General features: G+C 71.9%; 14 protein-coding genes. 5 read left to right on the top strand and 9 right to left on the bottom strand.

Annotated features, from left to right (window positions below):
* Positions 1 to 149 precede the first annotated feature (149 nt).
* The 4 genes from AC07BS_RS00525 to AC07BS_RS00540 all read right to left on the bottom strand — a co-directional run bounded on the left by AC07BS_RS00525 (position 150) and on the right by AC07BS_RS00540 (position 6,267).
* The gene (locus tag AC07BS_RS00525) at positions 150 to 1,157 is read right to left on the bottom strand and encodes a JmjC domain-containing protein (protein WP_478929040.1); all 1,008 of its coding nucleotides are present in this window, start codon (positions 1,155 to 1,157) and stop codon (positions 150 to 152) included.
* Between the two features lie 3 nt (positions 1,158 to 1,160).
* Positions 1,161 to 2,174, bottom strand: a complete 1,014-nt coding sequence (locus AC07BS_RS00530; protein WP_478929042.1) for a cytochrome P450 — start codon at positions 2,172 to 2,174, stop codon at positions 1,161 to 1,163.
* Positions 2,175 to 2,334: 160 nt separating this feature from the next.
* Complete coding sequence (locus AC07BS_RS00535; RefSeq protein WP_478929043.1) at positions 2,335 to 2,472, bottom strand: hypothetical protein; 138 nt, start codon at positions 2,470 to 2,472, stop codon at positions 2,335 to 2,337.
* A 483-nt stretch (positions 2,473 to 2,955) separates the two neighbouring features.
* Entirely contained in the window at positions 2,956 to 6,267 is a 3,312-nt protein-coding gene (locus AC07BS_RS00540) for a DUF4132 domain-containing protein (protein ID WP_478929045.1), read from the bottom strand.
* Positions 6,268 to 6,378: 111 nt separating this feature from the next.
* Here AC07BS_RS00540 and AC07BS_RS00545 point away from each other — a divergent pair, with 111 nt between their 5' ends.
* Positions 6,379 to 6,924, top strand: a complete 546-nt coding sequence (locus AC07BS_RS00545) for a hypothetical protein (protein WP_478929047.1) — start codon at positions 6,379 to 6,381, stop codon at positions 6,922 to 6,924.
* 39 nt (positions 6,925 to 6,963) lie between these two features.
* Here the strand turns inward: AC07BS_RS00545 and AC07BS_RS00550 are convergent, their stop codons facing one another.
* Positions 6,964 to 8,079: a baeRF2 domain-containing protein gene (locus AC07BS_RS00550; protein WP_478929048.1), complete on the bottom strand. Its 1,116-nt coding sequence runs from the start codon at positions 8,077 to 8,079 to the stop codon at positions 6,964 to 6,966.
* Between the two features lie 466 nt (positions 8,080 to 8,545).
* A complete protein-coding gene (locus tag AC07BS_RS00555) occupies positions 8,546 to 16,165 on the bottom strand; it encodes a LamG-like jellyroll fold domain-containing protein (protein WP_478929049.1) in 7,620 nt (2,539 codons plus the stop codon).
* Between the two features lie 436 nt (positions 16,166 to 16,601).
* On the opposite strand from AC07BS_RS00555, the gene AC07BS_RS00560 reads away from it, so the two are divergent.
* From AC07BS_RS00560 to AC07BS_RS00575, 4 genes are all read left to right on the top strand, one after another.
* Positions 16,602 to 17,942, top strand: a complete 1,341-nt coding sequence (locus tag AC07BS_RS00560) for a phage tail sheath family protein (RefSeq protein WP_478929051.1) — start codon at positions 16,602 to 16,604, stop codon at positions 17,940 to 17,942.
* A gap of 23 nt (positions 17,943 to 17,965) precedes the next feature.
* On the top strand, positions 17,966 to 18,406 hold the full coding sequence (locus tag AC07BS_RS00565) for a phage tail protein (protein WP_478639061.1): 441 nt from the start codon (positions 17,966 to 17,968) through the stop codon (positions 18,404 to 18,406).
* Positions 18,407 to 18,434: 28 nt separating this feature from the next.
* Complete coding sequence (locus AC07BS_RS00570) at positions 18,435 to 19,736, top strand: phage tail sheath family protein (RefSeq protein ID WP_478929053.1); 1,302 nt, start codon at positions 18,435 to 18,437, stop codon at positions 19,734 to 19,736.
* 64 nt (positions 19,737 to 19,800) lie between these two features.
* Entirely contained in the window at positions 19,801 to 20,262 is a 462-nt protein-coding gene (locus tag AC07BS_RS00575) for a hypothetical protein (protein ID WP_478929055.1), read from the top strand.
* Between the two features lies 1 nt (position 20,263).
* Here AC07BS_RS00575 and AC07BS_RS00580 read toward each other — a convergent pair whose 3' ends face one another.
* The 3 genes from AC07BS_RS00580 to AC07BS_RS00590 are packed head-to-tail and all read right to left on the bottom strand — an operon-like array spanning position 20,264 to position 26,051.
* Entirely contained in the window at positions 20,264 to 21,703 is a 1,440-nt protein-coding gene (locus tag AC07BS_RS00580) for an ATP-binding protein (RefSeq protein WP_478929057.1), read from the bottom strand.
* Positions 21,700 to 22,356: a Pvc16 family protein gene (locus tag AC07BS_RS00585; protein WP_478929059.1), complete on the bottom strand. Its 657-nt coding sequence runs from the start codon at positions 22,354 to 22,356 to the stop codon at positions 21,700 to 21,702. Before AC07BS_RS00585 ends, AC07BS_RS00580 begins: the two co-directional genes overlap by 4 nt.
* A complete protein-coding gene (locus AC07BS_RS00590; protein ID WP_478929061.1) occupies positions 22,353 to 26,051 on the bottom strand; it encodes a hypothetical protein in 3,699 nt (1,232 codons plus the stop codon). The genes AC07BS_RS00585 and AC07BS_RS00590 overlap by 4 nt, the downstream gene beginning before the upstream one ends.
* Positions 26,052 to 26,066: the final 15 nt, after the last annotated feature.

The following is a 26,066-nucleotide window of genomic DNA, read 5'->3' on the forward strand; positions in this document are numbered from 1 at the left end:
CCTTCCGAGTGTGTCCGCCCGCACCGCGCCGGCTCGACGGGGATCACCCCGGTCCGACCCTGATCAGACCCTGACCAGGCATCAGGGGAGGGCTGGCCCGACCGCGAGGCGCTTCCCTCAAGGGGCCTGTGGGGCGTTGTGGCTGTACGTCAGCGCGCTGCCCGTGCCGCCTCGCGCAGCCTGTGCCACGTACGGCTGACTGGCGCCCGGCCGGTGCGCCCCGCGCCGGGTCCGCCGGTGTCCCAGGTCCGGGCCGTCCCGGCGAATGTCTCCGCCGGCGTCGTCGTGACCGGTCGCCGCGCCTGCGCGGCCCGCGCGGCGAGCCGCAGGTCATCCGGTGCGATGGTGTCCAGCTTCGCCCGGACGTGGCCGAGCAGCGTGGCGCAGGCGTCGCCGATCGCGGCCTCGCCCAGCGGCCGGGCCGGGAGATCCAGTCCGTCGGACAACAGCCGCTCCAGGGCCGTCCGCAGGTCCTGCAGGGAGATGTCGCGGATCGTCAGCGACAGGTGGGCGGACAGTCCGGCGGCACCCACCGCGCGGTGCGCGAAGCCGCGCGGGATGTAGAGCACGCTGCCGGGCTCGAGGACGCTGTGCAGGAGCCGGGGGGAGCGCTCGCCGTCCCGGAGCTCGCCCGGCGCCCAGTCCACCACCGCCGGCGCGTCGTGCACGTACCAGGTCTTGCGTCCGGCCACCTGGAGGACGAACACGTCGGCGTCGTCACGGTGCACCGCGAGCCCCTGACCGCCGGCCGGCGTGACGAAGAAGAACGCCTCCACGCGCCGGTCGATCTCCTCGGACAGGCGCGCCAGCAGATCGGCCGTCGGGCGGTGCCACTGGTCGACGCGGCGAAGGAGCAGCGTCGCCCCGGCGCGCAGGAGTGCGACGACTTTCCCGCGGTCGGCGAAGCCGTCGTGCGTCACGCCGTTGATCACGCGTGACGTGGTGTAGGCGTCGGGCGGGACGGTGACCTTGTTGGAGCGGACCATCTCCAGGTAGGGGGTGCGCAGCAGCCCTCCGTCGAAGGCGGCGTCCAGCTCGTCGAGATCGAACGGCGAGGCGAGGGTCTCCGGCGTGAAGACGGCGGGCTCGCGCTGCCACTGGCGGCCGGCGAAGCTCTCGACGTCGCCGACCCAGCCGGCCAGCGTGGGTGATTCCATGGATCAGGCCCCGGTTTTCGCTTCGAACCGTACGGAGAGCAGAGAGCGCAGCGGGACGTGCGTCTGCTGCTGAGGGCTGCGGATGACGAGGCGGTTGTCGAAGGCGACGGTCAGCAGACGTTCGGCCAGGGGCACGACGAGGTGCTTGGCCCAGCAGCGGGCACCCTCGAAGCCGAACGGCATGAACGCGGGCGTCTTCTCCGGGTCCACGACCCCGGCCCACCGCTCGGGCCGGAAGGCCAGCGGTTCGGACCAGTAGTCCGGGTGCCGGTGCATCAGGAGCGGGAAGAGAGCGACGTTGTCCTCGGGGCGGATCTCGGGGTGCAGCGCGGTGTACGCGGCCCCGCCCTTGCGGTACAGCATCCACGCGGGAGGGAGCAGCCGCAGCGTCTCCCACAGGACCGGGGTGAGGTCGGCGCGGGCTCCCCGCTGTTCTCGCGTCTGTCCCATGAGCCACAGGGCGTTGCCGGCCAGTGCGGCCACGCCGTCGCAGAGGGTGGCCGTCGCTCGCCGGTACAGCGCGATGGCCTGCCGCCTGTCCCGGGTGCTGGAAGCGTCGCGGATCTGTCCGGCCAGCGCGGTGCGCCTGTCGTCGGCACCGTAGCCCGGCCAGACGGTGACGGCGCGGTCGACGAGCCGGGAGAGGGTGTCGGAGCGTGTGACGCCGCGTTTCGACAACAGGGAGACGGGCAGCGGGTCGGACGCGAAGAGCCACTGGCGCAGGTAGGTAGTGGCCGCGTAGGGCCAGGCGCCCGAGAGCCCGCGCGCCGGGGGCGGCGGGGTCCGGATGCCCGCCATGACGTCCTGTCCCAGCGCGCGGATCGTCCGTGTCGCGCTGTCGTGGTGGATCTCGGCTCCCGCGGCGGGCTTGTAGACCGAGCGCTCCGTCGCCAGCACGGGGCGCGCCGCGACGATTTCGGCGATCAGACGGCAGTCGGAGACGCCGACCGTGGTCGCGTCGATCCGGAACACCTTCTCTTCCCGGTCCAGCAGTTCCTGAATCCGAGGGGCGTACACGACGGAATGGTCGCGGACCGCTGTCGATGCTATTTCTTCCACGAGATTCCCGCCTCCATTGGAATGGTGATGAAATGCGTTCCCCATGGCAGGCGGAGAACTCCGGGAAGGGGTCGGCGGAGGGCATGGCACGGCCGCGTCCTCCGCCGACGACGGCACGTCAGATCACGTGCTCGATCCAGGAGTGGTTGGCGAGGTTCTCGTCCTTCGTGAACTTCTTCATGAACGCCTTGATCATCTTCATGACTGCTCCATTTCCGGGATTGCGGACACGGTGGAACGACGGTGTCCGCGTCATCATTGAAATTCAGCATTGCGGTCCGAGAACCGAATGCCTTGATCTAAAGCTGGACACTAATCGAAAGCAAGGATGCTTGACAGCCTCTTGACGGGCAATGACCTGATCTTGGCGCCGCCCGCACACCGGGGCGACCGCGGAACCCGGACTTCGAGCCGTAGCGGATACGCGGTGCGGCGCCGCCGTCGCACCCACCCTCCGTGGAAAGAAGATGAGCGACGCGAGGCATCATCTACCGCACCGCAGCGGGTAGTTCAGTCGCGACGCCGGCTTCTCCGTGGGCGGCGCGAACCGCCGCGCGACGGATGCGGCAGGTCCAGGATTCACGCGTCACCGCCCGGTGCCGGCACTGCTGACGAACTCCGGATATCAGTCAAAGATCGATACGACGCGGGGGCACGCCAATTGTCGTGGTGCCGTGGGGGAACGAGCGGTAGTGCCGCACGATGCGGCGAGCACGGTGACTCGCGATCCGTCACCCCGTCACTCCGTGAGCTCCGTGAGATCCGCGAGGAGTTCGGACACCTCGACAGGGTCGAGTTCCCCGAGCCGGAGCGAGTGCTCGCGGCGGGGGAGGTAGTCGGCCGGCCTCGTGTCGAGCCAGACGGTCTCGAGGGTCTGCTCCGGAGCGAAGTCGACCTGGCCCACCGGTATGCCCTCGCGCAGGGCTATGACCAGGAAGCGCCGCGCCCCCAGCCGCTTGGAGATCCAGCGCTCGACACCGGCGTCCATCGGTTCGCCCCGCTCCCAGCCGCGGCGCTGGAGGCCGAGCACCTTGCCCGTGGGCACGATGATCCCCTCGAAGCGGCGCAGCCGCCAACCGTCCGCCTCCTCGGCCGTCAGGTGGTGGACCGCGCGGTGGAGCTGCGGGAACGGCTGGTCCGTCCCGGCATCCGCGAAGTGCTCCCGCCACGCGGCAAGTTCGTCGCCCAGGTGCGACGAGTGGGGGAGCCGTACGGTCTCCGCATCGGGCAGAGGCACCTCACGTCCGGTGAGGTCGCGCACCGTTCCGTCCTCGCGCACCCGGAACGCCGTGCCGGCGCCGTCCTGCCACACCAGACGCCGCACAAGATGCCCCAGCAGCGGGTGCCGCACCAGATGCCGTACGAACTCCGGTGCCTCCCATGTCCTTCCCGCCAGCATCGCCGACTCCAGGCGCCCCACCTGCGTCGAGGCGAGGGCCCGTACCTCCTTCTTCAGGGCGGTGAAGCGCTTGCGCCCGGTGGCGGCCCGCTCCGCGTCGTCCTGCGCGGCGGGCGCGGGCAGCGACTTGCGGAGCTTGCCCGCCTCGTCGCGGACGTACGGCTGAAGCCGCTCGTCGAAGCCGACCGTGAAGCGGCGGGTGCCGTAGTCGATGACCGTGGCGCCCGTCGCGTCGAGGTCGAGGGTGGGCACCAGGCGGTCCGCGAGCCGGTCACCGGTCAGGCCGAGCTCCTCGGCCACCTCGTCGATCTTCTGCCGGGCCCGGGCCTTGAGCGCTTTGAACGCCACCCGGTCGGCGACGCGCGTCAGGTGGAGCAGCGCGGTGTCCGTGCCGATGCGGGCCAGGACGTCCAGGCCCGCGACCGCACTGTGGTGCGCGTTCTCGCCCGGCCAGGCCATGATGACGGGAGTGAGCTCGCGGACGGTCATGTCGTCACCGAGCACCCCGAGCGCGTGCAGGGCCCAGTTCTCCTTGGCGGGCATGCCGTGGAGCCGCCACTGCTGGAAGAGACTCCACGCGAACCGTGCCAGCGACTCCGGCTCGCAGGATTCCTGGAGTACGGAGAGCCCGGGGTACGCCTCGCCGGGCGCGGAGACGGCCAGCATGGTGATCGCGTTCCGCACGGCTTCCGAGGGCAGCGCGCCGCCCTTCCGCAGCACGATCTGCGAGAGCACCGCCGGGTCCGCCCAGACGGGGATCGCGGGCATCCGGGCGGGCAGGGCGCTCACCAGCGGGTCTGTCGTCAGAAGCTCACGGACGGCCTCGGCCGCCGCGGGGCCGAACGCCGCTGCGGCGTCCCGTACGGCCTGGTCGCCGTGTTCCGTGGCGATCAGCCGCAGCGCCTGCTCGGCGCCGCGCCGGGCGGCGCCGGGCCTGCCCACCGCGTCGGGCACCAGCAGCGCGGCCGCCTCGGTACCGTGCCGGAGGAACCAGGCGCGAGCGACGGCCGACGCCGACCTGAGCCGGATCAGCCAGTCGGCCATCAGCCGGGCGACGCCGAGGTCGACGAACGGGAGCAGCAGGGGCCCCGCGCTGACCGGATGACGTGACGCCGCGTGCAACACCGGGGTCAGCGCCGCGAGTTCGAACCGGGCCGCGATCGGCCTGTAGGTGGCCTCCGCGTCCCACACGTCGTCCGGCGCCCACTCGTCCAGCAGGGGACGCACCGTCTCGGCCGGGAGATGGAGGAACACCCCCGCCGCGTGCACCGATGTCAGGAGCGTCCCGCTCCGCAGCGCCTCCGGACTCGGCTCCCTCGACCAGTTCGCCGCCACGGCCCGCCCGGTCCACCAGGACTCCGTGGCCGCCCACGCCTCGCGCTCGCCCGGAAGCCAGGCGACCCGCGATTCCGCGGCCGGAGCCGGTACCTTCACCAAGGTCGCCCTGCGCGGCGTGGTAGCCGTCCACGGCGGGCTCGTCAGCAGCCCCGGCACGGATTCGGCGGGAGCCTCCGGGATCAGGTCGTCACCGTGGGCGAGGGGCGCGACGAGCGCCGCGACCCGCTCGGGGAGCCCGGGCAGGAGGGACACGGCGAGCGGGCGATGGGAGCGGACGTGAGCGGTGAACAACCGCCGGACCAGAGAGGGCGGTTCCGCGGGGCCGACTGCGCATGCCTCGCCGAGCAGCCGTACGGCCCGGGCGGGGTGGCGGAGGGCGGCGTCGAGCAGCGCGGGGCGGGCGGCCGCGATACCGGCCCCGGCCACCAGGATGCGGAACGCCTCGTCGGACGGCAGCTCGGCCAGGGCGCCGCAGAGAAGCCGGCGCGTGTCGGTGGGGAGGTAGGGCGCCTTGAGGTCCTCCGCGAGGAGCGGGACGATCTCCGTGCCGATGACCTCCGTGAGACTGGCGATCGTGGCCAGGTCCCAGCTCCACATGTACCCGTCCCGCCCGCCCAGCCGCACGACCTGCTCGGTGGTGGAGACCGAGCACAGCATCATGCGGAGGAGGGTTGTGTCCCCTGTGATGTGGGGGTCTTCGTCCGCGCAGCACTCGGCCATCCACCCCGCCTCGCCGGGCACGAGATACGACACGACGGCCCGGCGCCGTGCGTTCGTCCGGTGCTCGGACAGGGCGGCCACGGTTCTCGCGCAGGTCTCCTCTTCGGCCACCGCCAGCAGGGCGCGGACGCGATCGGCGAAGGCTCTGTGCTGCCGGGAGACAGAGGAGCCCTGATCGGTACAGCCCGTGACCCCGAGGCCGGGGCCGCCGCTGAAGGAGCTCAAGCGCATGTCGAAGAGCTCCACGACGGCCTCGGCGGCGAACGGCAGACCATGGGCCCGGACCCATGCGTCGACTTGCGGAGCGGGTGCGACGGCCCGCCCTCCGTCGGCCAGGGCCAGCACCGCGGCACCCAGGGGGCTCGCGTCACCGCCCTGCCGGGCCCGGGCGGCGGCGACGAGCCGCCGGTCGCTCCGGGGGTGGGAGAGGACCTTCTCGGTCCACTCCGCGGCGCCTTCGGCCAGGAGCGAGGCCTGCTCCGCGGCGTCCGCCGCCACCGGGGGCACCCGCGCGGGCAGGCCGCCCCTGCGCGGATGCAGCTCGCGTCGCCACGCGTCGGGCATGGTGAAGGTGTCTTCGTCGCGTGGCAGCACGGTTCCCCCTGAAAGAGCGGTCTGTCGTCGGGTGGCCCCACGTTATGGGTCGCCACTGACAACGGGCTCCGTGCGATGCTGTCGGCGAAGAGGAGGCAGACGATGTGCAAGATGAGTGCCGAGGTCAAAGAGGCCATGGTGGCGCGTTTTCTGGAGGAGCACCCGCAAGCGGGGCGTGCTGAGGGCGACGAGCATCCCGCGCTGCGGGGCTGTGAGGAGATCCCCTGGTCCGGGATCTCCGGATGTGCCTCCGAGATGCCGGCTCTGCTGCGCGCGCTGCTCGATCCGGTGGCCGCGCCGGAGGCCGAGAGGGTGCTCACCAACGTTCTGATGAGCCACATGTTCCTGCTGAGCCCGGCGACGCCGGCAGTGTTGCCGTTCCTGCTGAGGCTCGCGGCCGACCCGGAGGTCCCGGAGCGGGGACGCCTGCTCGGCTTCCTGGCCTTCGCCGCCGAGCTGTCCCGCCCCGTCGATCCGGACGAGTGGTCAGCCCTGTTCGGCGCTGATGGCGATCAGGCGGAGCACGAGCGGTGCAGAGCCGCGTTCGCCGAACACGCGCACCTGGTGCACGCGCTGCTCGATGACGACACTCTGCCGGAGGAGACGCTCAACGCCGACGACCGTGAGGCCCTCCTGCTGGTCGCGGGAACGCGCTGAGGATTCGGCGCGGCGAACAGCACGCGGCGCACGACGCCTTCAGCAGCGCAGCAGCACGCCGACGCCTTCGCTCAGGGGCAACGTCTCATGAGGAACGACGACGAGTTCCGCCCCCGTGCCCATGGTGGACCACAGCAGAGCGTCCTCGGCCGCTTCTTCCCGGACGTCGGTGGCCCGGAAGGCATGGAGCTCCTCCGCGGACAGCGCGATCTGCGTGGGCTCGGCGCCGGCCCACAGGTGCGCGGTGAACCGCACGGGCTCATTGACGAGCACGGCTTCCGCCTGGCCCTGCTGCAGGGCCACGACCACGGCGGTCATCCCGTCGGATGCCTGGGGACGTTGTGCCCGCTGCGTCTGGTAGCGGTTCAGCCGGCGGTGGTCGGACGCGCTCAGACGCCCGGTCAGCAAGCCGACGAGTTCCGGTTCCAGCAGCGCCCGCCCGTCGCCGGGCCGGGGTGGCACCTCGTCCGCCGCGGCGATGCTCCGTACGGTGATCAGCACGTCGCGCACTCGCCGCGGGAGGCCGTTGACCAGCACCCCGCGTGCCTCGTCGGCGTCGGTGTCGGCCCACACGACGATCATCTCCGCGTCACCCCGGTCGGCCAGCTCCTGAAGATGCCGAGCGATGCGCGGAGCCTCCTGCTGCCAGGAACCGGCAGGCACCCGGTGGACGTCACAGGGGCCGGGAAGGACCCGGCTGGTGGGCCAGCGCCCGCTCTCCACCTCGACGGTCACCTGCTCCGAGCCCTCTGGACCCTCGGCATCATCGGCGACGACACGCTCCAGGGCCACGGCCGCGTACGGGATGTCGGGCGCGCACTGCACCGCCAGGGGCAGGGCATGCGGAAGTCTCCCGAATCGCGCGACATCGCGCCGCGGCGGCTCGGGCAGTTCCGCGACCAGCACCAGCCGGCCATGTGCCGCGAACAGGGCCTGTCCGTGCCGCCCCGCCACCTCGCGATCGGCGCCGACCACGTCCGCGAGGGCGTCGACGGTCGCGCTGTCCGCGCCGGCGGTGACAAGATCGTCCCGCAGGTGCCGCCACCGCAAGGCGGTAGCCCGTTCGGGGTCGTCGATGTCCTGGGAGGTGTCCAGGTAGACGCTGGCCCACGGCCCCGGCTGTTCGTACAACCGGTCGAGGAACGACAGCTCCACAGCACTCTCCTGTTCACGAGCCGGACCACCGGCGGCTCCCGCCCATGGCCGGACCGCCGGCGGGCGGCACGGGCCAGTGACGGCACCACCTTTTGTCCGACCCGGTCGGCGTCTGCTGCCGGCGGCCGGGCCTGGTGCGCAACGTGGTCCTTCACTCAAAGCTCGCACGGGTCCGTTCTCCCCGCATTCCCGCGGCCTCAGCCGCTGCGGCGGCGTGCGGCCGAGGGTGAAACGAGCTCATGGTGAACAGTTGCCCACACGTGCGGTGGGCAGGGCGATCCGTCGGTGACGTGGGCGGATTTCAGGACGTTCGCCGAGGGCCTCACCTCGGCCGCCGACCTCGGCACGCTGAATCCCGCATCGGCGTCGCAGGCCGGCCATGGCGAGGAAATCGGCGAGCTCGATCTCACCCTTCCGGACGACCGGCCGGCATCCCGGCCGGTCGCCCTCGTCAGTGCTCCCCTCGTCAGCCCTCCACGCCGTAGTACTGCGCGAGGAAGCCGGTCACCTCCGTCGCGTGCGGCAGCAGTTCCGGCAGGTGTGTGGACAGGGCGCTGCGCACGGCGGCGGCGAGTTCGTCGTGGCCGGTGGCCGCGGCCTTGACGTAGGGGTCGAGGCGGCGGACGAGCTCGTAGTTGCTCGCCACGTCCAGCTCCCGCATCGTGCGCTCCAGCGGCAGCGCGCCGGTGGGCGTCACGGGCGGCAGGAGCCGGCTGACGAAGGTGACGCGGTGCATCACCCGCCAGCACGGCGGCTTGCGGTCGGACTGGCGGGCCTGGCGCAGGGCCGTGGCGTTGGGGTCGGAGGCGTTCTCCAGCCACTTCGGGTCGACGACCTTGTGGAAGAAGGTGTCGAAGTGCTCGGTGTCCTCGCCGAGGTAGAAGCTGAGGAACCGGTATGCGTCGACCTTGCCCGGGGCGTTGACCGGATTGCCGTCGGCGTCGAAGACGGGCTTGCGGTTGGCGTCGTACTGCTGGACGTTGCCGGACGGCGCGCAGGTGACGTTCAGACCGAAGGAACGGGTGGCCTGCTTGCCGCGCGCCCGCGTGACGGTCATGCCACCGCCGATGGACGCGTCCAGCTGGGCGTTGATCCCCACGCCCATGACGTCGAAGGATGTGCCGACGGAGGCTCCCACCGAGCCGGAGAGGGAGTACGAACCGGCCGTCGTCTCGCTGACGGCGTCCGTGTTCTCGGTGGTCTCCGCGAAGAACCCGCCGTCCGCCGTCCAGACATAGGTGTTGACCAGGTCGCGCCGTGAGAAGCCGTCGCCGGTGGAGTTGCCGGCGGTGTCGCGACCCTTGCCGGGCGCGGTGTCGCCGCCGATGGCACCGCCCAGCACGCGGCCCGCCCGCTCGGCGGTGGGATCGGGCGTGTGGGTCTCGGTGGAGACCGTCTCGTAGTAGCTGCGCAGCCGCTGCTGCTCGCGCTGGATGCGCCGCTTGATGGCATAGGCCTCGCGCGGCTTGTAGTAGCTGTACTCGCCCCGCTCGCGGGCCGAGGCGTAGTCGGGGTCCAGGACCCGGCCGCGCTCGTCGTAGCCGATGGTGCCGTCCAGCGTGCCCTGCTTGGTGTAGCGGGGATTGAGCGGGAAGGGGACGACGTTCCAGTCCTTGGGGACGTCCGGGTTGGGCTGGATGCGGTAGGCCACCAGAGCCCCGCTGTGCGCCAGGCGCAGCGCGAAGACGTCGGCCGTCTGCGACTGGACGACGGCGAAACCGGTGTTGACGGGGAGGTAGCGCCGGCCCAGCGCGGCGTTCAGGGGCTTGAGCGGGTCCTCCCAGCTGCCCGAGAGGTCGACCTTCATCGCGCGGGCGGTGTTCTCGCCCTGTGAGACCGAGGTCTCGTCGGCCCAGCTGTTGGAGAACTCCAGGCTGCCGCGCACGCCCACCGACACCTTGGCCTTCGCCATGGACTTGGCGACGCCGAAGCCCAGCGGGGCGGCGATCATCCACATGTCGACGTCGACCTCGTTGGAGAGGGCGAAGTCGAACGCCGCGTCGACGCTGCGTTCCTTGGCCGACGACAGCGAGTGGACGACCTCCTCGGCCTCGGCGAACTCCACCGAGGCGACGCCGTCGTACGTCGCCCGGTCGGGATCGACGGTGTTGGGCGTGAGATTCTCCGACGGTACGGGCGGCGCGCCCTCCACGTAGCCGACCAGCTGCGGGTCGAACTGCACCTGGCTGACCCATTCGCTGACCAGGTCGCCCACCTTGTAGCCGGTGACCAGGTGCCAGCGGCCGTCGCGCAGGTAGCCGTAGGCCCGCTTCAGCACGCCGAACGCCTCGCCCTTGGCGGTGTACTGCATGTCCGCGTACTCGCCGACGGCCGGGGCGCCGGAGATCGTCTCGTGGAAGGGCGTGCGCATCGCCGCCAGGGCCGAGCGGACCTGGGCGGTGTCGCTGGAGACGGGCGCGGTCGACAGCACGGCCGCCGGGCGGCGCGGCGCTTCGGCGAGGGTGAGGTGGTTGCCGCGCAGCCCCTCGTCCTGGACGAGGCCGGCGCCCTCGTCGGTGGAGGCGCGGTCGAAGGACCAGTAGGCGATCAGATCCTCCTTCTCGCCCCTGAGCCGGGTGAAGAGGTTGTCGAGGACCTGCTCCTGGGTGCGGGCCGTGCGCCAGAGGCGGACCTCCTCCAGTACGCCCTGGAACGGCTGGGTGACCCGGCCGTCCTGGATCCGAGCGCCCAGTGCGAGGGCGCGGTCACCGTGGTCGGCGAAGTCGGCGTTCTCCAGCGGGTCGCACGCCACGGAGACGCCGTTGCGGTACAGGCGGAGGAGGCTGCCGCGCGGGTCGGGGTTCCGGGTCCAGCGCGCGCCGCGCAGCCGGGCCGCGTGCGAGCCCGTGGTGTCGGCGGCGGTGTTGCCGGCGTTCTCCTCGAAGCGCCAGTGCGCGGTCAGGCCGCGGTCGCGTGCGGAGACAGGCGTGCCGAGCCGGGCGGCGTCCCGGGCGAGGCCCCACAGCCGGACCTCGGAGACGATGCCGGTCAGGAGATGCGTCTGGAGGCCCTCGCGGGCCCGGCCGATGTCGAGGGTGCCGGAGTTGCCCCGGGCGCCGGGGCCCTCGTAGCGGGCGGTGCCGGCCTCGCGGCCGTCGACGAAGAAGCGGATGTCCTGCCACTCCTGGACGTCGACCGACTCCACCAGCTCGACGTTCTGCTTGACGGGCTTGCCGTCGGGGCCCGTCGTGGTGATCTCCTTGCTGCCCTTGCGCTCCTGCATCGACCGGCCGCTCTTGCGGACGACGGCGAGGCGGTGGAACGTTCCGGCGCGGACGGCCTCGGAGGAGGTGAAGCGCACGAGCCGGCCGTCGGGCTCCTCGAAGCCGAACTCCAGCTTGCCGTCCGGCAGCACCAGCAGCCGGTACGGAACGCTGCCGCCGGCTCCGTCGGCCGCGCGGCCCTTGGACACCAGGCCCTGCGTGGCGCCGAGGGAGTCGACGCGGCAGAAGACCTCCAGGGTGAGGTCGTCGGCGATGTCGAGCGCGTCGTTGTCGGGCACTTCCAGGTACGCGTCACCGGTCAGCTCGACGGCCCAGGACTGCTCGTGAGCGGCGGCGAGGTGGGACCACTCGTGCGGCGGGAAGGCCGCGCGGCTGACCACCAGCTGGTCACCGGCCCCGGCGACGATCCGGTACGTCGTCTCCGCGGCCCGCTCGACGGCGGCGGGAGCGGTCGCGGTGGTGACGCCACCGCGCAGATAGACGTGCCGGTCGTGGCCGGAGCGGTCCAGGACGCCCGGCTTGCCGCCCACCTGGGCGAGGGGGTCGCCGGCCGGCCAGTAGCCCGCCAGTCCGGGCTCGTCGCCGGTCAGCCGCTTGTTCTTCGCCTGCCGGACCTCGGCCGCCGTGCGGGCGGTCTCCCACAGCCGCACCTCGTCCATCTCCACGGCGGCGTAGTCGGGCACCCAGCCGCCGAAGTGGCTGCCGAAGCTGAAGAGACCGTTGCCCTGGTAGGCGCCCGAAGCGGTGCGCCGGGCCTCCTCGACACCGTCCTTGTAGATCACCTGGTCCCGGGTCGTCGCGTCGAAGACGCAGGCCCAGTGGTGCCAGTCGGTGGTGTGCTGGCCGTGGTTGGTGGTGACGTCGTCACCGTAGAAGGCGAAGGTAAAGCTGCTGTCCTGGCGCCAGCCGATGTGCAGGGAGCCCCGGGTGCTGTCGTGCGACGTGCCGTGGCCGATGACGAACTGGGCCTTGCCGTTCCATTCCGTGGTGCGGCGTGCCCAGAACTCGATCGTGAAGGACCGGTCGGCGAGGCTGAAGCCGCTCTCGGTCATGGCCACGCCACTCTTGCCGTCGAAGGCCAGGGCGGGCACGGCCACGGAGGCCGGGGCGAGCAGCCCGAGGGTGTACGGGACCTCGCCGGCGCCGGCGTGGACGACCCTGGCCGCGCCGGAGACCTGCTCGGGGTTGACCCACGCCTCGACGGTCAGATCACCGCTCGCCGTGGCGCGCTCCAGCCGCTCCTGCGGCAGGGTGAGGACGTTCTCCCGCCCGTCGAAGGCGTACGCCCGGCCGGGCTGGTCCGCGCGCCAGCGGCAGCCGTGACCGGCGACGAGGTCCGGCACCTCGCCGAGGGGGACCTCCTGTGCCGTGCCGGGGTCGGCGAGCACCAGCCGGGAGCCCGCGGAGAGCGGGACGCCGGGGCGGTTGGAGGAGGCGAGGCGGGGGTCGTGGCGCAGCCGCCGCACCTGCTCGCCGGGCTGCGGCTCGGGGCCGCCCTCACCGGCGTCCAGCCGGAGCGACGTGGCCCCGGACGCGTGAGCGGTCTCCGTGAGGTACAGATGGCCGCCGACGGTGACGGGCGTACGGGCGGGCAGGGCGCCGGAGAGGGGTTCGGCGAGCTGGAGCACACCACCGGCGACGTCACCGTCCCGGCCGCCCGACAGCAGCCTCGTCGTCGCGTCGAACGACTTCACCGCGCCGAGAACGACCGGCGTCTCCGGCGTTCCGTTGATGATCGCGGCGAAGTCCGTGGCCTTGCGCGGGAGGCGCTGCCAGGTCTCGCGCTCCTCGCCCCGCTCGATGGTCACGTCGCACAGCCCGGGGCCGTCACCCGCCGTGATGCGGATCGTCACCGAGTCCAGGCCGGTGCCGGAGTCGCGGGCGGTGAAGGTGACGCCCTTGCCGTCGCCCGCCGTCAGCCGGCGGGAGGAGCGTACGACCGTGGTGTCGTAGTAGGTGGCGAAGAACTGCCCGTTGGCGCCGCGGAAGTACAGCACGACGTTGCCGGTGGCGCTGTCCAGCAGGTACGGCCGGTCGGCCGAGCGGGCGAAGGCCAGCAGGGCGCCGGTGGTGCTCAGACCGGTGCGGTCGAGGGAGAGCTGGGGGACGGGCAGCGCGATGTCGTCGGCGCCCTTGAGGCCGCCGGTGAGGCGGGCGAGCTCGTCGCGCCCGGCCGCCAGTTCGGCCTGCTGGGCCTCGATCTCGCGGCGGCGCCGCTCCAGCAGCTCGCGCTGGGGGCGCAGCTCGGCGAGCTGCGCGTCGAGCGCCTCCACGCGCTTGCCCGCGTCGCGGATGTCGGGGTGCCCGAACTCGTGGAGGGCGACCCGCTCGAAGACGATCAGCCCTTCGCCGGACCCGGTGACCGTGGCGGTGTCGTACTGGACGACGCGGTCGCCGAGCCGGTCGGGGGCGCAGACCGCCTTGCCGCTGTGCCGGTTGACGAGCGTGCTGCAGCCGTCGCCCCGCTCCTCGATGTAGAAGTGGGTGTTCCAGGCCGTGGTCTTCCGCGGCCACACGATCAGGGGCGCGTCGTCGTCCTGGCGGTCACCGGCGACGTTCATGTCCTTGCCGGTGTGCGGGTTGTACAGGTGGTAGGGCGTGGGGCCGCTCCAGCTGGCGCCCGGGGGGATCAGGACGGACCACAGCGCCGACTTCGCCTCCTTGTCGGAGGTCCTGATCAGCGGAGGCTCGCTCCCGGCACCGTCGTCCTTCACGGCGAGGTACTGCGGTTTGCCGTCGCGGGTGTTCTTGAAGCGGAGCCGGCACGTCCAGCCGGCGATGTCCTGCCACCTGGTGTAGAACGCCTCGCGCAGCTGCTCCAGATCCGGTATGTCGGCGGTCTGCCGGGCGAGGTCGGCGACCTCGGTCTCCTTCGCCGCGAGGTCCTGGACCAGCTGCCGGATCCGGGCATCCAGCTCGCTGATCGTCTCGACGTCGGCGCTGCCGTCCGGCGCGGCGAGCACCGGCAGCTCGACCTCGTCCGGGATCTGGGCGAGCCGGCCGTCACGACCCACGCCGAAGTCGACCGTGGCCAGGTACGACTCGTCGGTGGCCGCGCCCGTCCGCGGGTCGGGGCCGGAGGTGGCGTACGACAGCAGGACGCGGGCCTGCCGCTTGGCGGGCCTGGGCTCCCGGTCGTAGCCCGTGGTGGTGGCCTCCTGCTGGTGGTAGAGGACGGCGGAGAGCCCTGAGACCGTCGTACGTCCGGCGACGGCGAAGCTGTCGCGGCGCACGCCCGGGTGGTCGCCGATGGGGGCCTCGGAGGTCACCCACCGGGCGCCGCCGAGGAGTTCGCCGTGGCGGGCGTGGTCGGTCTGGTCGTGCAGGCGGGTGCCGGAGCCCTCGTCGAAGCGGTAGTACGCGACGAGGCCGGGGTCGTTGCCGATGAGGCGGACGCCCTTGTCGCGCTTGAGCTCCTCGGCGGTGCGGGCGCGGTCCCAGACCCGTACCTCGTCCAGCTCGGCGCGGGCGCCCTGGGAGAGCGCACGTCCCAGCAGCAGGGCGCCGCCGCCGGTGTAGTCGCCGCCCGTGAAGCGGCTGCCGGCCTCCTCACCGTCCCGGTAGACGGTCTGGCGACGGGCGGCGTGGTCGTGGACGCAGGCCCAGTGGTGCCAGTCGGTGTCGGTCGTCGGCACCTCGGCGTTGAGATCGTCGGCGTAGAAGGCGAAGGTGAAGCGGTCGTCCTCGCGGAAGCCGATGTGCAGGGACGCGCGGGGACTGCCGGCCTCGTCGCCGTGGCCGACGAGGAACTCCTGACGACCCGTCGCCGTGCGCCGGGCCCAGAACTCGACGGTGAAGTCACGGCCGGCCAGCTCCGGCCCGTCGGCGACGCGCACATGGGCGTCGCCCTCGCCGAAGGCCAGCGCGGTCTCCGCGTGACCCTCGGCGCTCACCACAGGGACCAGTGGCTGCCCGGTGAAGGGGCAGACGCCGGGGGAGAGCTCGTAGACGGCGTCGCGGTGCGCCGGGTCCGGGCTGGTCCACGCCTGGGTGCCCTGGAGGTTGAACAGCCCGTCACGGCCCTGCTCGACGTTGAAGGAGTCGATGCGCCCGCTGGCGTCGTTGTGCGCGAAGATCTGCCAGCGCTGCTGCCCGTGGACCGCGGTGGGCACGAGCAGGGCGGTGAACCGTCCGCCGTTCAGATGGCGGACGAACGACAGCTCCTGCGTGGGCTCGTGGAAGGGGCGACCGTCCATGTCGGTCGTGCCCAGGCTGTCCTTGGCCGAGTCCGGGCGGGTCCGGTGCCGGCTGCGGCGGTAGCGCGCCTCCAGAACGGGCTTCAGCTCACCGCCGACGAGGAGGAACCGGTCGCACAGCAGGGTGTCCGCGACCAGCGGCACCTTGGCGCCCGCGCTGTCCGTGACGTAGTCCCCGCGTCCCGGATCACCGGAGGACCCGCCACCGGCCAGCTGGTGGACGGCGTCGGGGTGGTCCGCGCCGATGGACTGGCGCAGCACGACGATGTGCGTACCGTCCGACAGGACATGGAAGGGGGCCGCGGCCGTGAGCCTGGCCGTGGTGGACAGGAACGGGTCCACCTCGTCCTCGTCCAGCCGCTCGCCGGAGGCCGCCTCGATGCGCCCGCCGTTCTTCACCACCGGTAACGCGGTGGACCCGGCGGCCGCGAAGCCGGTGTCCGTGATCTCGGACGGGAAACGCAGCGGCAGCGGGTTCTCCGACCAGTAGGCGGCGTCCAGCTCGCCCTTGGTCTCGTCATGGCGCGACAGGTCCAGGACCGAGTAGACCAGGCGCCGCTGGTCGTCCATGGCCAGGGCCACGGTCGTGCCTTGATGGCGCACGGTGGTGGTGTGTACGTAGGTGCGGTCGCTGTAGACCTTGAGCAGGTGCTGTTCGCCGGACAAGGGCTGGAATCTCCTCGGGAAAGGACCATGGGAAGCAGCGAGAAAACCCTCGCTGACCTGCGCCGCTCCCCCTGCGGGCGCGGCGGTCACACGATTTACCGAAGGGGCGGGCGCGTCAAGGAACGTATTGCGCCACGTCCGGAAAGAGACATCCTCTCCCGCGCGAGTAGACAAGTCACGATTTCATGCTCAGGGGTGGTTTACGGCGCTCTTCGGGTGACTGCATGGCATGCTGCGCGGATTCAGGTATTTCTGGTCTGAGGTGTACCCGACACCTCACGAAGGGCAGAGCCATATGGCCTTGGATGCCTCAGCGCCAGGGGTCTACGTCAAGGAAGTCCCCAGCGGATTACGGATCATCACCGGAGCGGGCACGTCCACACCCGCGTTCCTCGGTTATTCGGTCACCCGGCCCTCCGCCGGATCACCACAGCCCGTGCGGAGCTGGAACGAGTACGTGGACGCGTTCCACTTCCGTTCCACGCTCACGCTGGAGCAGGTGACGAAGGCGTTGGAGCCTTTGGACCAGCTCCGGGCCACGTTCACGGCCGCGGACGGCACCCTCAAGGGCCAAGCCGTCGCGGCGGGAGTCACCGAGGACGACTACCAGCGCTTCGGCTCGGTGACGGCGGCCCTGGGGGCCGGCCAGCACGTCTCCGACGAGGACAGGACGTTCGCCGACGGAATCAAGGCGAGGGTCAAGGATCTCGCGGGCTACGCGGCCTGGGAGAAGGCGGGCACCTCCTGGTGGCCCGTCGCCGCACGACACCACGAGCTCACCGACCTCAAGAGCAAGCTGACGGACGGGCGGAACTACGCGCTCGCCGAAGCGGTCTACGGCTTCTTCGCCAACGGCGGCACCAAGTGCTACGTCGTCCCGCTCGACCCGGGGAACGATCTCGGGCCGGAGGTCGGCGCCGGACTGGCCGGGCTGCTGACCGTCCCGGACGTCCACATGGTCGCCGTACCGGACCTCTGGACGAAGAGCCAGGACGCGGCGGCCGCCCGGACGGTCATCGCCTCCGTCGTGGCGCACTGCACCACGATGCGCAACCGGCTGGCGATCGCGGAACCACCGCCCGGCAAGAAGCCCTCCGAGGCCCTCTCCTTCGCCGGTGCGCTGGCATCCCCCGACACGGACGACGCCGCGTTCACGACCCTGTACTACCCCTGGATCACCGTCCCCGGGCTCGACGGAACAGCCCGCACCGTGCCGCCGTGCGGCCACCTCGCCGGCGTGTGGGCCCGCACCGATGCCGAACGCGGCGTGTTCAAGGCCCCCGCCAACCAGAACCTCCGCGGTGTCCTCTCCGTCCCGACCATTCTCACGGACGGACAGAACGGGGAACTGAACGCGAAGGGCGTCAACTGCCTGCGCGTCTTCCCCGACCGGGGGCTGCTGGTGTGGGGCGCGCGGACGAGGTCGTCGACGCGTGACTGGAAGTATCTGAACGTCCGCCGCTTGGTGTCGTTCCTGTCGGATTCGATCCGTCAGTCGTCGACGTGGGCGGTGTTCGAGCCCAACGACGAGCGGTTGTGGGCAGCTTTGCGACATGCGGTGACGTCGTTCCTGACCGACCAATGGCGTCAGGGTGCCCTTGTCGGCCGCAAGCCCGACGAGGCGTTCTATGTGATCTGCGACGACACCAACAACAAGCCCGACACGATGGACGAGGGCAAGGTCATCTGCGACATCGGTGTGGCTCCCGTGCGTCCCGCCGAGTTCGTGCACTTCACCATCACCCAGATCGCCGGCCAGCCCGGTCAGAGCAGCTGAACGAGCCGGAGGAGGCACACCACATGTTGACCGGTGACAGCTTCAGCAGCAGCACCTTCGCCGTCGAACTCGGCAAGTTCCAGGTGGAGACCGTCCAGAGCGTGTCGGGGCTCCAGCTGGAGCAGGACGTCGTCGAGGTCCGCCAGGTGTCCGCGACCGGGGAACTCATCATCCGTAAACAACCCGGCGCCCGGAAGACCGGTGAGATCACCATCACCCGGGGCATGGACAAGAGCACCGCCTTCACCGACTGGATCAAGGCGACGCTCGTCAACGCCGACCTCGACTCCGCGCGGCAGAACATCACCATCGCCCTGAAGGACGCCAAGAAGCAGACCGTCCGCCGCATCCATCTCAGCAACGCCTGGGCATCCCGCTGGGAGGGTCCGTCGCTGGGCGCCTCGGAGTCCGGGCCCGCCACGGAACAGGTGACCATCACCTACGAGGACATCACCGTCGAGTAGCCGGCCCGCACCGTCCCAAGGAGCGCAGATGCCCGATCCGAATCCTCCGGGAGTCTTCGTCAAGGAGCTCCCCAGCGGAGTGCGCACCATCACCGGGGCCAGTACCTCCGTCCCGGCGTTCCTCGGCTACACGAAGTTCTTCCCGGCGGACGACCCGAACGCCACGCCCGCGCCGTTCGACGAGGCCGCGCGCAAGGTCCCGCAGAAGATCGGAAGCTGGCGCGAGTTCGCCGCGCGCTACAGCATGGAGAAGATCGCCAAGGAGCTCGCCGCGACGTCCGACCCGGCCACCGCCCTGACGCTGGGCAGGTGCTTCCCGCTGGCCGAAGCCGTCTACGGCTTCTTCGCCAACGGCGGACGGACTTGTTACGTGGTGGGCTTCACCAGCCCCGCGAGCGCCGTGAGCGTCCAGAACCTCAAGGGGAACGTGGACGACCGCACAGGCCTCGCCGGACTGGAGACCGTCCCCGAGGTCACCATGGTCGCCGTACCCAGCCTCTGGGACATGACCGCCGACGTGATCGTCGACGACGCGCCCCCGCCCGACCAGGACCAGGGCATCAGCAGGATGGGCGAGGTCCTCAAGCACTGCACCCAGCAGCGCAACCGGCTGGCGATCCTCGACCCGCCCCCGGACCTGACGGCGGGCGACGTCAAGACCTTCGCCGGAAAGCTCGCCTCGCCCGACACCGACGACGCCGCCTTCACCACCCTCTACTACCCGTGGATCACGGTGCCGGGCGTCGACGCCAACGAGCGCACCATGCCGCCGTGCGGCCACATCGCCGGCGTATGGGCCCGTACCGACGCCGAACGCGGCATCTTCAAGGCCCCCGCCAACCAGAACCTCCGCGGCGCCCTCGCGCTCGAAACCCTCCTCACCGACGACGAACACGGGGAGCTGAACGGGGAGGGCGTCAACTGCCTGCGGGTCTTCCCCGACCGGGGTCTGCTGGTGTGGGGGGCACGGACGCGGTCGTCGACGCGTGACTGGAAGTATCTGAATGTGCGGCGGTTGGTGTCCTATCTCTCGGATTCGATCCGTCAGTCGTCGACGTGGGCGGTGTTCGAGCCCAACGACGAGCGGTTGTGGGCAGCTTTGCGACATGCGGTGACGTCGTTCCTGACCGACCAATGGCGTCAGGGTGCCCTTGTCGGCCGCAAGCCCGACGAGGCGTTCTATGTGATCTGCGACGACACCAACAACAAGCCCGACACGATGGACGAGGGCAAGGTCATCTGCGACATCGGTGTGGCTCCCGTGCGTCCCGCCGAGTTCGTGCACTTCACCATCACCCAGATCGCCGGCCAGCCCGGCTCGACCGGCTGACGGCGCCCCGCCGGCCCCGCACACCCGCGGGGCCGGCGGGACCGCCCCGGCGCGAGGGGCCCGTATGCTGCGACTCGTCCTACGGGCGGGGGACACCGTCACCCCCCTGCCACAGATCACCTCGACCAAACCCGTACCCGGCCTCCAGGGAACGCTCATCCCCGTGCCGACACCGCTCCCCGGCTCGGCGGCGTTCACCGTGGAACACATGACCGCGTGCGTACCCGAGGACATCGAGCAACTGAAGATCAACGTCTTCTACTCCACCCCCGACTACCCCGTGCTCGGCATCGGTGAAATACGACTGACCGTCTCGCCACGCCACCGGTCACACCACGCACGCACCCGGCGGGGCACCGAGGTCGCCCTCGACGGCGGCCCGCTGGACCTGGTGCTCGTACCCAAGCTCCCCGCCTCGAACCCGGCCAACACGGCCGTACCCAACGACCCGTCGAAGGAATACGCCGGCCGGGCCACCCTCTCCTGCCCGCGCGTCCGCCCCGTACGGGCCGGATCCAAGGCCTGACTCAGCCCGGCAGCACCGACTCGTCGAAGTACCGACCCAGCTTGACGTACTCGTCCCGCACCGCGTCCAGCAGATCGCCGGTGCCCACCGGGCGGCCCGTCTCCGCCGCCCGGTAGGCCGCGGTCAGCGCGCAGCAGCGGATGGCACCCCCGGGCAGGTCGAACGCCTCCGCCAGCGGCCCCAGGTCCAGCTCCGGCGCGCGCGGCACGAACGCCCCGAGACAGCGGTCCCACAGCGCCCGGCGCTGCTCCGCCGCGGGCGGGCCGAAGGGCACCACGAGGTCGAGCCGGCGCAGGAACGCGGAGTCGATGTGGTCGTGCACATTGGTCGTCAGGACGGCGAGCCCGTCGAAGGACTCCAGGCGCTGGAGCAGATAGGCGGTCGTGGTGTTGGCGTACCGGTCGTGCGCGTCCACGGGCCGGGACCGCTTGCCGAAGACGCCGTCGGCCTCGTCGAAGAGGAGCGCCACACGGGCGGGATCGGCGGCGGAGAAGAGGAGTTCGAGGTGCTTCTCGGTCTCCCCGATGTACTTGTCGACGACGGCGGAGAGATCGACGACGCGCAGCTCCAGCCCCAGGTCGGCGGCGACGACCTCGGCGGCGAGCGTCTTGCCCGTACCGGACGGACCGCTGAACAGGGCGCTGACGCCCCGGCCCCGCCCGCCTCCGGGACGCATCCTCCACTCGCCGAGGACGCGCTCGCGGTGCCGGACCCGGCGGACGAGGTCGCGCAGCAGGGCGCGGGGACGGTCGGGGAGAACCAGGTCGTCCCAGCCGACGGCCGGCAGGACGCGACGCGCCAGCCGGTGCGCGGGGTCCTCGGGAGCGGCGGGCGGGGGCGGTGGCCCGGCGAGGCCGAGGAGGTGGTCCGTCACGTGGTCGGGGACGCGCAACGAGCGGGTGAGGTACGGCCGGTCGGCGTTCTCGACCTCCAGCAGACCGCCCGAGCGCAGCGGCCCGGCCGGATCCAGGGCCGCGCGCCCGCGTGGCTCGCCGGGGTGCAGACCGCACAGGTGCAGGGCGAGGCCGACGGTGGCCCGGCGCAGGGAGACGTCGTCGTTGAGATAGCCGTAGCAGCGCTCGTAGCCCGCGTCGAGGTCGGGGGCGAGGGCCACCAGCAGGAGGTCGGTCTCCAGCGGGGACAGACCCAGGGCCCGCAGCGGCAGGACGGCCCCGGTCTCTTCGGCCGCCCGTTCGGCGGCGTCCAGGTCGTCGGCGGCACGCCGCTCGTCGTCGTCCGGCGGCAGCGGCCCGGGAACGGTCCGCAGGAGGTGCGGTGCCATCGCGTCCGAGACGTAGAGGCCGCGGAACGGGTCGTCCAGCGGCTGCGGATCGTCCTGCGCCCGGGCCGCGACCGCCCGCCGGACCCGGTCGCGGAGGAGGCCGAGCCGGGCGAGGAGGGCGTCGGCGGGGGCGGGCGGCCGGAGCGGGGTCGTCGTCATGACGGCGAGTCCCCGTCCTTCCGCGGCGGCCACTTCTCCCAGATCGGGGGCGGGTCCGCTCGGGGCAGCTCCACGTCCGGGACGAGCGGCTCGGTGACCCAGTGCGCGTAGTCCTCGACGACGAAGTTCAGCAGGGGGACGGTCACGGTGACGTGGAGGGCGGGGACGAGCGCGTGGCCGACGGCGGACCACAGCTCCTGGAGGGCCCGGTCGTGCACCGGCGGCCGGCCGACCTCGAGGAGCGCGCCCAAACCCATGTCCTCGAGTTCCCCGGGCAGGTCGAGCTCGAACTCCCGGTCCGTGGACAGCCCGGTCAGCAGCTTGCCCAGCAGGTGGTGGGAGGCCCTCGGGTCCGGGGCCCAGGCCGTGATCAGGTACGACAGCCGGGCGTAGCGGGGCGGGTCGTGGTGGGCCGCCTTCACCGGCTTGTCGGTACCGGAGTCGGGCAGCGTGACGTAGTGCTGGACGAGTCCCGTCTGCCGGCGGTCGAGGTCCTCGCGGATGTCGTGGAGGTAGATGCCGATGCTCTCCGTGCCCACGGTCCGGCCGGGTTCCTTGCCACCGGACGGGGGGCGGAAGTCGATGGCGCATTCGATGGGCGCGAGGTCCTGCTTGACGCGCTTCTCCAGCGCCTTGTCGACGATGTCGATCACGAGGACGTCCCCTTCGCGAGGTGGACCTGCCGCAGGTCGAGGCCGGCGTCCAGGGCGGCGCCGACGGGTACGTGCTCGGCCATGTCGGCCACGACGAGCGCCGGGGCGCCCTCGTCCACGACGTACAGCTGCCGAACCGGAGTCGTCCCTGGCCGCAGGGCGAGGCCCGCGAGCGCCGTGCCCGCGGGGAGGGCGTGAAGGACTGTGCCACTGGCGGCGTCGAGAACGCGCAGGTCACCGCCGTTCTCGTCGGTGACGTACACCGACCTGCCGTCCGCGGAGACGAGCAGCCGCCGGGGCGCGGTGGTTCCGGACAGCGGCCAGGCATCCGGCAGCACCTGCGGGGCGCCCAGGCCGAGACCACGGATCCGGTCCTTCTGCGCCAGGAACGCTCCCCGGCCGTCGGCCCGGAAGGCGACGGCCCCGGCGTCGGCGGACACCGTTCCCGTGAGCCGCGGCCGGCCCCGGTCGGTGAGGTCGAGGAGGTGGACACCCTGGTCGTCCGTGCTGACATAGGCGTGGCCGCCGAGCGGGTGCACGCGGACCGATCGGGGACGGCCGGGCAGGGACAGCCTGGCGCGTGGGCGTTCGACGGGCGCCTCGGACGGTCCGGACCGTTCGAGTATGTGCAGGGCCGCGCCGTCCGCGCCCTCGCCGGTGAGCGCGTAGAGGTGGGCGGGGCCGACGGCCATGCTCCGGACGGAGGGAAGGCTCAGGGGGAAGACATCGGCCGCTGCGGGCTCATCGGGGGTGGCGAGCGCGAGGGCCCACAGCGCCACCGCGCCGTTCAGGACACCCGTCACGTAGGCGTGGGTGCCGTGCGGGTGCGGGGCGACGGCGGTGGGCGTCTGCGCCCCGGGCAGGGGAACCGCCCGCCCCAGGGCGGGTGCCGCGGGGTTCTCCAGGCGTACGACGTGGAGCACGGGCGCGCCCTGGTCCCCGGTGCCGGGGAGGTAGGCGAAGGCGCCGTCCGGGTGGATCGCCACATCGCACAGCCCTCCCGCGACGGCGAGGCGCTGACCGTCGTCGGCACCGGTCAGCCGGACGGGACAGAGCGCGTCCTGGTGCACGCGGTAGGCGTACGGGGCCGTGGGGTGGACCGCCAGGGACAGGGGGACGGCGGGGTCGGAGGTGGTGAGGGAGTCGGCGGCGAGTTCGGGGCGTCGGCGCAGGACGGAGACGGACCGGCCGCCGGCGCAGGCCACGTACGCGCGAAGCCCGTCCGGGGCACAGGCCACGCCCACAGGGTCCGCGCCGACGGGCAGCGTGTCCGTCTTCCGCGCGGTGGCGAGGTGGACCCAGTGCACGGAAGGGGCCTTGGGCGAGCGGTCGGTGACGTACGCGTGTCCGCCGTCCGGGGCGCAGGCCACCTCCCAGGGGCGGGAGTCGTCGGAGGACGTGACGGCGATGGGCGTGACGCCGCTGCCTCGCACGGCGACCTCCTGGCGCTGGTAGTCCGCGATGTAGAGCGCGTCGTCGTCGGCGACGATGGTCCAGGGGTGATCGGTCAGGGGCTGGGGCTCGGATACGGAGGCCGCCCCGAGCCGGGTGCCGTCCAGCGTGACGGTGGTCAGGCCGGCCGCGTTCGAGCGCTTCTCGTTGATCACGTACAGGGTGTCGGTCCCACGGCACGCGATGCCGCGTACGCCGTTGATCGTCAGATTGCCCAGCGCGGTCATGGTGGTGTTGGAGCTCTGAGGGACGGCGATTCCGTACACCAGGCCCTTCCAGGCGTGGGTCGCGTACAGATAGGCGCCGTCCGGGGACAGGGCGAGGGATGCGGGCAGGTCGTTGCTCTGTTCGATGGTGAGCCAACAGTCGAACGCCACGTCGGAGTTGTCCGTCACCGTGAACTGGGCGACTTTGCCCGTACCGGCACTCGATACGTACAGCTTCGCCTTCTTCTCCGCGTCCTCACCCGACAGCGCCAGCCCGTGCGGATGGGGCAGATCGCTCCGCTCGATGCCCTGCTGGAACTCCCAGGCGCTGCCGTTCCACCGCAGGATGGAGACCTTCGTGGGCCGGTTGCCGCGGCTGTCGTAGTTGGTGACGTACAGATGGTCGCCGCGCGCCGAGAGGGCGATTTCGTGCGGTCCGGTGAAGTGTCCCTGGTCCTTGTCGATGGCGTGGTCGAACGTCCACCCCGAGGGAGCACGCCGGAGAACGCTGATCCGGCCCTTGGGGACGTCCATCTGCTGGCCCACGTAGTCCGCGACGTAGAGGGTGTCGTTCCGGATCGCCAGGCCGAGGGGGATCTCGCACTTCACGACGTCCTTGCCGAGGGTGTACGACCCGCCCCTCAGATCCACCCGGGACGCGGTCCCCGTACCGGAGTCGGCGGTCACGGCGTACCGGCCGTCCGGGGTGACGGCCACGCCGTGCGGCTTCGCGTCCTTCGCCAGGGCGGTGGGTTTGAACGTCACCGTGGCCGTGTCCCCGAAGTCGTGGCCGTCGGCCGGACGCAGGGTGATGAGCTGGTCGGTGTCCGGGCTGGTGACGCAGGCGAGGGCGGGGCCCATGGCGATGCCCCACGCCGTGGTCCCGGGCGGCAGGGCGACGGTGCCCCGGTGCGTGCCGGCCTGGAGATCGGTGACGGCGACGCGGTTGCCGGACGTGTCGGTGGTGCAGGCCCACAGCCCGTCGGGGGTGACCCCCGTGGCGAAGGGCTTGGTGACGTCGCCGGTGTCGATCCGGCCCGTGACGGCCGGCCCCACGCGGAGGGTGAGGAGCTTCCCGGTGGCCTGGTCGGTGACATACACGAACCGCGCGTCGGGGCCGGTCGCCAGGGCCGAGGGCAGCACGCCGACGGGGAGGTCGCTACGGGCGGCGGGCGCGGCCGGGGAGACCGCGCTGAGCACGCCCGTCGTCCGGCTGAGGACATGGGCCACCGTGCCGTCCGGGGACAGGAGCACCGCCGAGGGGCGCCGGGCGACCGGGAGCGTGGTGAAGGCACCCGGCTCCCCGGTGCCGGCGTCGAGCGCGGCCACCCACAGCTCGGCGCACTCCTGGTCGGCGATCCACAGCCGGTCGTGCGCGGCGACGACCGTGGCGGGGCCCGGGCCCACGGCGTGGGGTGTCGTCGCCGTGGCGTGGGCGAGATCCACGACCACGACACCGGTCCCGTCGCACAACGCGTAACCGAACTTCCCGTCCGGGGAGACGGCCACCGCGCGGACGGACGCCGGCATGGCGACGGGCGCCGTCGTCGGCGAACCGGGTGTGCCGACATCGACCACGTGCAGCCGGCGCGCCGCCGCCTCGTCCTTGTCGTGCGCGACGCACACCCACCGGCCCCCGGGCGCGCCCGCCAGCGCGAACGGGCCACCGGCCACCTGTACGGCGTGACCGCCGGCGCCGTCCTTGTCCAGGACGTGCACCACGTCGTCGGTCCAGGAGGCCGCACAGACCTGCTCGCCGAAGAGCCCGGCGGCCACCGCGCACACGGCACCGGACAACGGCACCGTGGTGGGGGAGCCGCCGCCGGGTACGAGGACGGACAGGGTGCCCTCGTCGTATCCGGCGACATAGGCACGAGCCCCGTCCGTGCCGAGCGCGAGCGCACGCGGGTCTTTGCCCGCGGGCACCTGGACCGGCGTGCCCGGCGTGCCGTCCGCCCCGAGCTCCGCCACGACGACGTGGTCCAGGGCCCGGTCGAGGGTGAGGAGCCATGGGCCGGCTCCGGTCGTCCCGTTCATGCTCCGGTCTTCCTG

It is taken from the genome of Streptomyces sp. NPDC044063, assembly GCF_056434285.1.

What these genes read in the sequence shown, in the direction of transcription:
- AC07BS_RS00535 (WP_478929043.1), bottom strand. Translation starts at nt 2,472, where the DNA reads ATGACGCGGACACCGTCGTTCCACCGTGTCCGCAATCCCGGAAATGGA.
- AC07BS_RS00565 (WP_478639061.1), top strand. Translation starts at nt 17,966, where the DNA reads ATGTTGACCGGTGACAGCTTCAGCAGCAGCACCTTCGCCGTCGAACTC.
- AC07BS_RS00545 (WP_478929047.1), top strand. Translation starts at nt 6,379, where the DNA reads ATGAGTGCCGAGGTCAAAGAGGCCATGGTGGCGCGTTTTCTGGAGGAG.
- AC07BS_RS00590 (WP_478929061.1), bottom strand. Translation starts at nt 26,051, where the DNA reads ATGAACGGGACGACCGGAGCCGGCCCATGGCTCCTCACCCTCGACCGG.
- AC07BS_RS00570 (WP_478929053.1), top strand. Translation starts at nt 18,435, where the DNA reads ATGCCCGATCCGAATCCTCCGGGAGTCTTCGTCAAGGAGCTCCCCAGC.
- AC07BS_RS00580 (WP_478929057.1), bottom strand. Translation starts at nt 21,703, where the DNA reads ATGACGACGACCCCGCTCCGGCCGCCCGCCCCCGCCGACGCCCTCCTC.
- AC07BS_RS00575 (WP_478929055.1), top strand. Translation starts at nt 19,801, where the DNA reads ATGCTGCGACTCGTCCTACGGGCGGGGGACACCGTCACCCCCCTGCCA.
- AC07BS_RS00525 (WP_478929040.1), bottom strand. Translation starts at nt 1,157, where the DNA reads ATGGAATCACCCACGCTGGCCGGCTGGGTCGGCGACGTCGAGAGCTTC.